We start from the raw sequence: 252 nt of genomic DNA, 5'->3' as shown, positions 1-252 counted from the left end.
ACGTACTGCTCGGCGAGCTGGCTGCAGAACTCGCCGGAATCGAACCGACCAAGCTCACCGCCGGGGTCTACTCCTCGGTCGATCGTGAGGCGCACTATCGCGTCGGGCATGCGGCGATCCACGGCGTCGAATACTGGACAAAGGGAATGCGTCACCCGGTCTGGTTCACCCAGGCCGTCAATGTCGCTGTAGGAGACGGGCACACGACGTTCGTCGAGCTCGCACCCAATCCGGTGGCGCTGATGTCGGTAG

At 63.5% G+C, this 252-nt stretch carries 1 protein-coding gene; it reads left to right on the top strand.

Annotated elements, in window-relative coordinates; all coding sequences use genetic code 11:
- The coding region (locus tag ACEN88_RS35855) for a hypothetical protein (protein ID WP_413347146.1) at nucleotides 1-252 on the top strand (252 nt) is incomplete at both ends.

The organism is Massilia sp. CT11-108 (assembly GCF_047302915.1).
Taxonomy (GTDB): Bacteria; Pseudomonadota; Gammaproteobacteria; order Burkholderiales; family Burkholderiaceae_D; genus Telluria; species Telluria orientalis.
Note: the sequence above shows the minus strand (reverse complement) of the source record. Positions and strands in the feature narration are given on the sequence as shown.